Below are 1,900 nucleotides of genomic sequence, written 5' to 3' on the forward strand. Positions count from 1 at the left end.
CTGCTGGGCGGCGGGGCGGGCCTGCACCGGGGCGGGCCGCGCCGGCTGCGGTGCCGGGCGCCCTTCCTGTGCGGCCGGGCGCGCCGGCGCGGGGCGGGCCGGGCGGGCGCCGGGGCGGCGTACCGACACCGGGCCGAAGGAGAACCGGCGCGGGCCGGGAGCACCACTCACATGAACCTCCGCGACCTGCTCACGGGCGGGCAGCACGACATAGCGGTGCCCGGGCGACTGGGACGGGCCACGCCGCGAGAGCACGCGCATGGCGGAGGAGAACCGTTCGACAGACCGGGACTCGTTGCGCTCGTCGTGCCGGCGCAGCCACATGGGGACGAGCACGACGACCCAGGCCGCGACGATGGTCCCGAAGATCAGCCCGGTCACGGTAGGCAACGCTAGGTGGCCGCGCCCGCCGGACGGGGGACCCCGCACGGCGTGTCGGATGTGACGGATGAGATTGCTGGTACGACCGCGGTCAGCGCCGCGCAGCCCGCCAGCGGCTCAGCAGGCCCTCCGGGACCTCCTCGGCCGTCAGCGCGAAGCTGCGGTGGTCGCGCCAGTCCCCGTCGATGTGCAACAGCCGCTCGCGCAGCCCCTCGTCGCGGAACCCCAGCTTCTCCACCACGCGCAGGCTGGCGGCGTTCTCCGGCCGGATGTTGACCTCGATCCGGTGCAGGCCGACGGCCGCGAAGCAGTGGTCGGTGACGAGCGCGACGGCGGTCGGGATGACGCCGCGGCCGGCCACCCGGGAGTCGACCCAGTAGCCGATGTGCGCCGAGCACAGCGAGCCGCGCGTCACGCCGCCGACGGTCACCTGGCCGACGAGCTCGCCCTGGTAGGTCACCACGAACGGCAGCGCCCGGCCCGCCCGGGCCTCCTTGCGCAGGAAGCGGACCGTCGCCTGGAACGACACCGGCGGCCGTGACGGGTCCGGGGGCGTCGCCTCCCACGGGGTCAGCCAGTCGACGTTGCGCCGGCGCACGTCGCGCCACGCTCCCGCGTCACGCGCCCGCAGCGGGCGCACCCCGACCGGCCCGTCGGCGAGCTCGGCCGGCCATCCACGCGCGCTCACACCCCGCCGCCCGCCCGGTGGTCCGTCCCGGCGAGCTGGTCCAGCGCGTGCGGCACCACCGACCCCAGCACGGGGAGCGCGTCCTTGCACGCCCCCGGCGACCCCGCGACGTTCACGACGAGCGTGCGCCCGGCGACGCCGACCACGCCGCGCGACAGCATGGCCGTGGGGACGCCCTTCGCGATGCCGGTCGCGCGCAGCGCCTCGGCAACCCCCGGCACTTCGCGGTCGACGACCGCGCGCGTCGCCTCCGGCGTGCCGTCGGTCGGCGAGAGGCCGGTGCCCCCGGTCGTGACGACGAGGTCGTACGCCGCGTCCACCGCCGCGCGCAGCGCGCGCTCCACCTCGGGCCCGTCCGGGACGACGTCCGGGCCGTCGACGGCGAGGCCGAGCGCGGCGAGGCCCTCGACGAGCATCGGGCCGGTGCGGTCCTCGTAGACCCCGGCGGCGGCCCGGCTGGAGATGCTGACCACCAGCGCGCGGCGGCTCACGCCCCCACCCCCGCGGAGCGCTCCCAGGTGCCGGACCGTCCGCCGGACTTGGACTCCATGCGCACGTCGGTGAGGACCGCCTCCCGGTCGACGGCCTTGACCATGTCGACGAGGGCGAGCCCGGCGACGGCGACCGCGGTGAGCGCCTCCATCTCCACGCCCGTCCGGTCCGCGGTGCGCGCGGTGACCCGGATGGCGACGCCGACGTCGACCACGTCGAGGTCCACCTCGACGCCGTGCAGGGCGACCGGGTGGCAGAGCGGCACCAGGTCCGGCGTCCGCTTGGCCCCGGCGATGCCGGCGATCCGGGCGACGGCCAGCGCGTCCCCCTTGGGCACGC

At 76.9% G+C, this 1,900-nt stretch carries 3 protein-coding genes and 1 pseudogene; all 4 read right to left on the minus strand.

The features are described 5' to 3' along the window. A pseudogene (locus G9H71_RS22435) lies at positions 1 to 381 on the minus strand (hypothetical protein); the annotation flags it as partial. Between the two features lie 91 nt (positions 382 to 472). After that, positions 473 to 1,069, minus strand: a complete 597-nt coding sequence (locus tag G9H71_RS22440; RefSeq protein ID WP_166284971.1) for a GNAT family N-acetyltransferase — start codon at positions 1,067 to 1,069, stop codon at positions 473 to 475. Beyond that, positions 1,066 to 1,560, minus strand: coding sequence for a MogA/MoaB family molybdenum cofactor biosynthesis protein (locus G9H71_RS24270; RefSeq protein ID WP_166284972.1), 495 nt, complete (start codon positions 1,558 to 1,560; stop codon positions 1,066 to 1,068). Before G9H71_RS24270 ends, G9H71_RS22440 begins: the two co-directional genes overlap by 4 nt. Further along, positions 1,557 to 1,900, minus strand: a 344-nt coding sequence (locus G9H71_RS24275; protein WP_166284973.1) for a cyclic pyranopterin monophosphate synthase MoaC, incomplete at its 5' end; no start/stop codon positions are given. The genes G9H71_RS24270 and G9H71_RS24275, both read right to left, overlap by 4 nt.

The organism is Motilibacter deserti, assembly GCF_011250635.1.
GTDB lineage: Bacteria > Actinomycetota > Actinomycetes > Motilibacterales > Motilibacteraceae > Motilibacter_A > Motilibacter_A deserti.